This window comes from Aquirufa sp., from assembly GCF_044239315.1.
Taxonomy (GTDB): domain Bacteria; phylum Bacteroidota; class Bacteroidia; order Cytophagales; family Spirosomataceae; genus Aquirufa.
The window spans coordinates 145,281-153,419 of sequence record NZ_JBIIBQ010000001.1 but is presented as its reverse complement, the minus strand read 5'-3'; the positions used below and the strand labels follow the sequence as shown (position 1 = coordinate 153,419).

Below are 8,139 nucleotides of genomic sequence, written 5' to 3'. Positions count from 1 at the left end.
TGCTGAGAATTTTCCAATCGCGGATTCGCGGGAAAACTTCGTTTTGTCGTTCGTTGACTACTCTGTAGATCCGCCGAAATATTCGGTAGATGAGTGTATCGACCGCGGTTTAACGTATTCAGTACCTTTAAAAGCGAAATTACGTTTGATCTGTAATGATACAGACAACGAGGATTTCCAAACCATCGAACAGGAAGTATTCTTAGGAAACATTCCTTACATGACAGAGCGTGGATCATTCGTGATCAACGGTGCTGAACGTGTAATCGTTTCCCAGCTACACCGTTCACCAGGTGTATTCTTCGCACAATCGAAGCATACAAATGGAACGAAATTGTATTCGGCTCGTATCATTCCATTCAAGGGTTCTTGGATTGAATTTGCAACGGACGTAAACAATGTGATGTACGCGTACATCGACCGTAAAAAGAAATTCCCTGTGACTGTATTGCTTCGTGCGATTGGTTACGGAAATGACAAGGACATCCTAGATTTATTTGGCCTAGCTGAAGAATTAAAGGTAGACAAGAAGACGTTAAAGTCTACGGTTGGACGTCGTTTAGCTGCAAGAGTTTTGAAAACTTGGCAAGAAGACTTCGTAGATGAAGATACAGGTGAGGTAGTTTCTATCGACCGTAACGAAATCTTGATCGAGCGTGATACGGTTATTACAGAGAACGAGATCGAGACGATTTTGGAATCAGGATCAAGCACCATCATCTTGCACAAAGACGATGCGAACGTGACGGATTACAACATCATCTACAATACTTTACAAAAAGATACTTCCAACTCGGAAAAAGAGGCGGTAGAGGTTATCTATAAGCAATTACGTAATACGGATGCACCAGATGAGCAAACGGCACGTGATATCATCCAAAACTTGTTCTTCTCAGACAAGCGTTATGATTTAGGCGAAGTAGGTCGTTACCGTATCAATAAAAAATTAGGCCACGATATCCCGATGGATATTAAGGTATTGACAAAAGAAGATATCATCTCTATCGTGAAATACTTGATAGGTTTGATCAACTCTCGCGCGGTTGTCGATGATATTGACCACTTGTCTAACCGTCGTGTTCGTACGGTGGGTGAGCAATTATATGCTCAATTCGGTGTGGGTCTTGCACGTATGGCTCGTACGATCAAAGAACGTATGAACGTTCGTGATAACGAGGACTTTAAGCCAGTAGATTTAATTAATGCACGTACGTTATCGTCTGTGATTAACTCGTTCTTTGGAACGAATCAGTTATCTCAGTTTATGGACCAAACAAATCCATTAGCCGAGATCACACACAAGCGTCGTATGTCTGCCCTAGGGCCAGGTGGTCTTTCTCGTGAAAGAGCTGGTTTCGAGGTTCGTGACGTTCACTATACGCACTACGGTCGTCTTTGTACGATTGAAACACCTGAGGGACCGAACATCGGTTTGATTTCTTCTTTTTGTGTGCACGCGAAAGTAAACGGAATGGGCTTCATCGAAACTCCTTACCGGCTAATCGAATCAGGTAAAGTAGATACGTCTACGACTGTTTCGTATTTAACGGCTGAAGAAGAAGATGGAAAGAACATCGTTCAAGCGAATGCACAGATTGACAAAACGGGTAAATTCTTATCTGAGCGTGTGAAAGCACGTTTCGAAGGTGACTTCCCATTAGTAAATCCAGCGGATGCACAATATATGGACGTTGCACCTAACCAAATTGTTTCGGTTGCGGCTTCTATGATTCCTTTCTTAGAACATGATGATGCGAACCGTGCCTTGATGGGATCGAACATGCAGCGCCAAGCGGTGCCATTGTTACGCCCAGAAGCGCCTATCGTAGGTACAGGTCTTGAGCACCGTGTGGCGATTGACTCTCGCACGTTAGTAGTAGCAGAAGGTAGCGGGGTAATCGAATATGTGGATGCCTTGCGTATCGTTGTTAACTACGATCAAACAGAAGAACAAAAATTAGTAAGCTTCCACGGATCTACTAAAGAATACAAATTAATTAAGTTCCGTAGAACGAACCAGGATACAACGATCAACTTGAAACCGATTGTCTTCAAAGGACAAAAAGTAGAAAAGGGTCAAGCGCTTTGCGAGGGTTATGCAACTCAAGCAGGTGAGCTAGCTTTAGGTCGTAACATGAAAGTGGCGTTCATGCCATGGCAAGGTTACAACTTTGAGGATGCGATCGTAATGTCTGAAAAAGTGGTTCGTGATGATATCTTTACTTCGATCCACATTGAGGAATTCGAATTAGAGGTACGTGATACGAAACGTGGTGAGGAGGAATTAACTTCTGAAATCCCGAACGTTTCTGAGGAGACAGTTCGTAACCTAGACGAGAACGGTGTTGTTCGCGTAGGTTCTGAGGTGAAAGAAGGAGATATCTTAATTGGTAAGATTACACCAAAAGGAGAGTCTGATCCTACTCCAGAAGAGAAATTATTACGTGCCATCTTTGGTGACAAAGCAGGTGACGTGAAAGATGCTTCGAAGAAAGCGCCACCATCGTTAAAGGGTGTGGTTATCGACACGAAATTGTTCGCTCGTCCTAAAAAGGATAAGGATCAACGTGATAAGTCGAAGGCTGAATTGAAGTTGGTTATGAAGCAATACGGTAAAGACCTATTAGAGGTTCGTAAGATCATGATCGAAAAGACCGTTGCTTTATTAGCTGGAAAAACATGTGGTGGTATCCGTCACAAGTTTGGTACAGTGATTGTAGAGAAAGGGGTTAAATTCACAGCGAAGAATATCGAAGAATTATTATTCCCAGATAAAAACTTATACCGCGATGAGTCAACGTATGCCGTTCCTGAAGAAGCAAATTTACTTTCAGATTTGATCGTAGAAGATGCTACGGCGGATGCAGCGACTAACGCGACTTTCTTAGCGTTAATTAAGAGCTTCCACGTTCGTCGTAACGAAATCGCTGGAAACTTTAAGCGTGAGCGTTTCGTGTTAGAGGTAGGTGATGAATTGCCTGCAGGTATCGTGAAATTAGCGAAGGTATATGTAGCTAAGAAGCGTAAGTTAAAAGTGGGTGATAAGATGGCGGGTCGTCACGGTAATAAGGGTATTGTTGCTCGTATTGTACGTGAAGAAGATATGCCATTCTTAGAAGATGGAACACCAGTAGATATCGTATTGAATCCACTAGGGGTACCATCTCGTATGAACTTAGGACAAATTTACGAGACCGTATTAGGTTGGGCTGGACAAAAATTAGGTAAGCGCTATGCGACGCCTATTTTCGACGGTGGAACTGAAGCAGAGGTAGCAGCTGAATTAACATTAGCTGGTTTACCAGACTGGGGTCGTACGTATTTATACAATGGTTTAACGGGTGATAAATTTGATCAACCGGTGACTGTAGGTATCATCTATATGTTGAAACTGGGTCACTTGGTGGATGATAAGATGCACGCTCGTTCGATCGGACCTTACTCATTAATTACACAACAACCATTGGGTGGTAAAGCTCAGTTTGGTGGTCAGCGTTTTGGTGAGATGGAGGTTTGGGCATTAGAGGCTTTCGGTGCAGCGAATATCTTGCAAGAGATCTTAACTGTGAAGTCTGATGATGTCATCGGTCGCGCAAAAGCTTACGAAGCTATTGTAAAAGGGGAGAATATGCCAAAGCCTAACATTCCAGAATCATTCAACGTATTGATTCACGAATTGAGAGGTTTAGCCCTTGAAATCACCCTTGAGTAAAACCAGTGGGCTTTGGCCCTATTAAAAGAGTTCATTTTCCAATAAAATACATAGAAAATGTCATTTAAAAAGACTAGAAAGCTGAATAGCGATTTCCAAAAAGTAACCATCTCACTAGCCTCTCCTGAGTCCATCTTAGAGGGGTCTAATGGTGAGGTAACACAACCGGAAACCATCAACTACCGTACCTACAAACCCGAAATGGGCGGTTTGTTTTGCGAGCGTATCTTCGGTCCTACCAAGGACTGGGAGTGTCACTGCGGTAAATACAAGCGTATTCGTTACAAAGGCATCATTTGCGATCGCTGTGGTGTAGAAGTAACAGAGAAAAAAGTACGTCGTGAGCGTATGGGCCACATCGAATTAGTGGTTCCAGTAGCACACATCTGGTACTTCCGTAGCTTACCTAACAAGATTGGTTACATGCTTGGTCTATCGACTAAGAAATTAGACCAAGTAATCTATTACGAGCGTTTCGTAGTAGTTCAACCAGGTATGTACGCGGAAGAAGGAAAGATTGGTAGCCAATACCTTGATTTCTTAACAGAAGACGAGTACTTAGATATCTTAGACAAGTTACCGCGCGAGAACCAACATTTACCTGATGAAGATCCACAGAAATTCATCGCAAAAATGGGTGCTGACGCGTTAAATATGTTATTATCACGCATCGAATTAGACAGCTTATCGGCTGACTTGCGTCACTCTGCGGACACAGAATCATCTCAACAACGTAAGGCTGAGGCTTTGAAGCGTTTGAAAGTAGTAGAAGCATTCCGTGAATCAGTAGGTCGTATCGACAACCGTCCTGAGTGGATGATCATCAAAATGGTTCCAGTAATTCCACCAGAATTACGTCCGTTGGTGCCATTAGATGGAGGTCGTTTTGCGACATCTGATCTAAATGATCTATACCGTCGTGTGATTATCCGTAACAACCGTTTGAAGCGTTTAATCGAGATCAAAGCGCCAGAGGTAATCTTACGTAACGAGAAGCGTATGTTGCAAGAGGCTGTAGATAGCTTATTTGACAACTCACGTAAAGTAAATGCGGTTCGTTCTGAAGGTAACCGTGCCTTGAAGTCTCTTTCTGATATGTTGAAAGGTAAGCAAGGTCGTTTCCGTCAAAACTTATTAGGTAAGCGTGTCGATTATTCAGGTCGTTCCGTTATCGTCGTAGGTCCAGAATTGAAAATGCATGAGTGTGGTCTTCCAAAAGACATGGCAGCTGAATTATTCAAGCCGTTTGTTATCCGTAAGTTGATCGAGCGTGGTATCGTGAAGACAGTTAAATCTGCGAAGAAAATTGTAGATCGTAAGGATCCAGTGGTTTGGGATATTTTGGAAAACGTCATGAAGGGACACCCTGTTCTTTTAAACCGTGCTCCTACTCTTCACCGTTTAGGTATCCAAGCTTTCCAACCGAAATTAATCGAAGGAAAAGCGATCCAATTGCACCCATTAACTTGTACGGCATTTAACGCCGATTTCGATGGTGACCAGATGGCGGTTCACGTTCCACTAGGACATGAAGCGATTTTGGAAGCCTCTTTATTAATGCTTGCATCTCATAACATCTTGAACCCAGCGAATGGTGCGCCTATTACAGTACCATCTCAGGACATGGTGTTAGGTTTATATTATGTAACAAAAGGACGTAAGTCGACACCAGATCACAAAGTGGCTGGTGAAGGATCTCGTTTCTACGGATTTGAGGAGGTTGTTATCGCCTTGAACGAGAAGAAATTGTCTAAGCACGCGAACATCGTAGTGAAAGCTACGGTACGTAAGGAAGATGGTACATTGGTTCAAGAAATGGTGGAAACTGTTGCGGGTCGTGTATTATTCAACTTATGTGTTCCTGAGCAAGTAGGTTACATCAATGAGTTATTAACTAAGAAAAAGTTACAACAAATCATCTCACACGTTCACAAGATCTGTGGTATGGCGCGTACGGCGCAATTCTTAGATGATATCAAAGAATTAGGTTTCCAACAAGCCTTCCACGGTGGTTTATCGATGGGTATTGGTGATGTTCAAATTCCTGCTGAAAAGGCTTCATTAGTGAAGAAAGCACAGGATGATGTTCAAGCGGTTTGGGACAACTACTTAATGGGTTTAATCACAGATAACGAGCGTTACAACGCGGTTATTGACATCTGGACTAAAGTTAACTCGAAAATTACCGAGACTTTGATGAAGCAGATGGAAGAAGACAACCAAGGATTTAACGCGATCTACATGATGATGCACTCTGGCGCCCGTGGTTCTCGTGAGCAAATTCGTCAGCTAGGTGGTATGCGTGGTTTGATGGCTAAGCCTCAAAAGAACTTACAAGGTTCGATTGGTGAAATCATCGAAAACCCAATCCTTTCTAACTTTAAAGAAGGTCTTGACGTATTAGAATACTTTATCTCAACTCACGGTGCGCGTAAAGGTTTGGCAGATACTGCCTTGAAAACAGCCGATGCGGGTTACTTGACTCGTCGTTTACACGACGTAGCACAAGACGTTATCGTGAACGAAGAGGATTGCGGTACGTTACGTGGTATCGAGGTGTTCCCATTGAAAGACAATGAGGAGATCATCGAGCCATTATCTGAGCGTATCTTAGGTCGTGTTTCTATTCACGATGTATACGATCCAATCACAAATGAGTTAATCGTTGCTTCAGGTGATGAAATCACAGAAACAGTAGCGACTAAAATTGATGAGACAGCGATCGAATCAGTTGAAATTCGTTCGGTATTAACTTGTGAGACTTTAAGTGGTGTTTGTGCGAAATGTTACGGACGTAACTTAGCAACAGCTGCGATGGTGAACTTAGGAGAAGCGGTAGGTGTAATTGCCTCTCAATCGATTGGTGAGCCAGGTACACAATTAACATTACGTACGTTCCACGTGGGTGGTACGGCACAAAACGTTTCCTTAGATGCGAGCGTTAAAGCGAAATTTGACGGAGTAATTAACTTCGAAGAGGTTCGTTCTGTAAGCTCTACAGATGCAGATGGAAATCCGGTAGAAATCGTAATGGGTCGTTCAGGTGAGGTTCAAATTGTGAACCCAGCGAACAAGCAAGTATTGATCTCTTCTAACATCCCATATGGTTCATTCTTACGCGTTAAGGAAGGCCAAGCAGTTAAAAAAGGAGATGAAATCTGTGCTTGGGATCCATACAATGCGGTTATCCTTTCTGAGGCTGAAGGTAAAATTGAATTCGAGGCAATCGAAGAAAACAATACCTACAAGGAGGAAGCGGATGAGCAAACAGGTATGCGTGAGAAGGTGATTGTAGAATCGAAAGATAAGACGAAGAACCCATCCGTATTAGTGAAAGCAAAAGGTAAAGAAGATTTAGTATACAACGTTCCAGTAGGTGCGCGTTTAGCGATCGACGAAGGAGATAAAATCAAAGCGGGTCAAATTATCGCTAAGATTCCTCGTGCGGCAGGTAAAACGCGTGACATTACGGGAGGTCTTCCTCGTGTAACGGAATTATTCGAAGCACGTAACCCATCTAACCCAGCAGTTGTTACTGAGATTGATGGTGTTATTTCTTACGGTGTGATTAAGCGTGGTAATCGTGAGATTATCGTGACACCGAAAGAGGGAGCTGAGCGTCGTTACTTAGTACCTTTGACAAGATTCATCTTAGTACAAAATAATGACTTCGTACGTGCTGGTTCTCCACTATCTGATGGTGCAATTACACCTTCAGATATCTTGAAGATCAAAGGACCTACAGCGGTACAAGAATATTTAGTGAACGAAATCCAAGACGTATACCGTCTACAAGGTGTGAAGATCAATGATAAGCACATCGAGTGTATCGTTCGCCAAATGATGCAAAAAGTTCAGATTTTAGAGCCAGGTGATACCCAATTCTTACAAGGTCAAAATGTAGATCGTTTCGTATTCCGTCACGAGAACGACTTGATCTTAGATCAGAAGGTGATCACCGATGCTGGAGATTCTGAGAAATACAAAGCAGGTATGATTCTTTCAGCTCGTGCTTTACGTGATGAGAACTCTTCGTTAAAGCGTAGAGATATGAAGTTAATGAAGGTGCGTGATGCGCAAGCAGCGGTTTCTTCTTCTAACTTACAAGGTATCACGCAAGCTTCGTTAGGAACAGAATCATTCATCTCAGCTGCATCGTTCCAGGAAACTACGAAAGTACTTTCTGAGGCATCGATTCGTGCGAAAGTGGATACGTTAGACGGCTTGAAAGAGAACGTTATCGTAGGTCACTTGATTCCAGCAGGTACAGGTCTTCGTCGTTACAAAGACATCTTAGTTACATCGAAAGATGAGTTAAGAGCGATCGAGGCGAAGAAAGAAGCTGCAGAAATCGCTGAGGCGAAAGAAAAAGTAGAAGCTGCAAACTAATTTGTAGATTCATTTGAATAGACCCCCGGCTTTTCTTA

2 protein-coding genes are annotated in these 8,139 nt (G+C 42.8%); both read left to right on the top strand.

Annotated features, from left to right (window positions below; all coding sequences use genetic code 11):
- A partial coding sequence (gene rpoB / locus ACILP5_RS00700) for a DNA-directed RNA polymerase subunit beta (protein WP_395616722.1) occupies positions 1-3,712 on the top strand: 3,712 nt, incomplete at its 5' end.
- A 57-nt stretch (positions 3,713-3,769) separates the two neighbouring features.
- Positions 3,770-8,101, top strand: coding sequence for a DNA-directed RNA polymerase subunit beta' (gene rpoC, locus ACILP5_RS00695; protein ID WP_395616721.1), 4,332 nt, complete (start codon positions 3,770-3,772; stop codon positions 8,099-8,101).
- Positions 8,102-8,139: the final 38 nt, after the last annotated feature.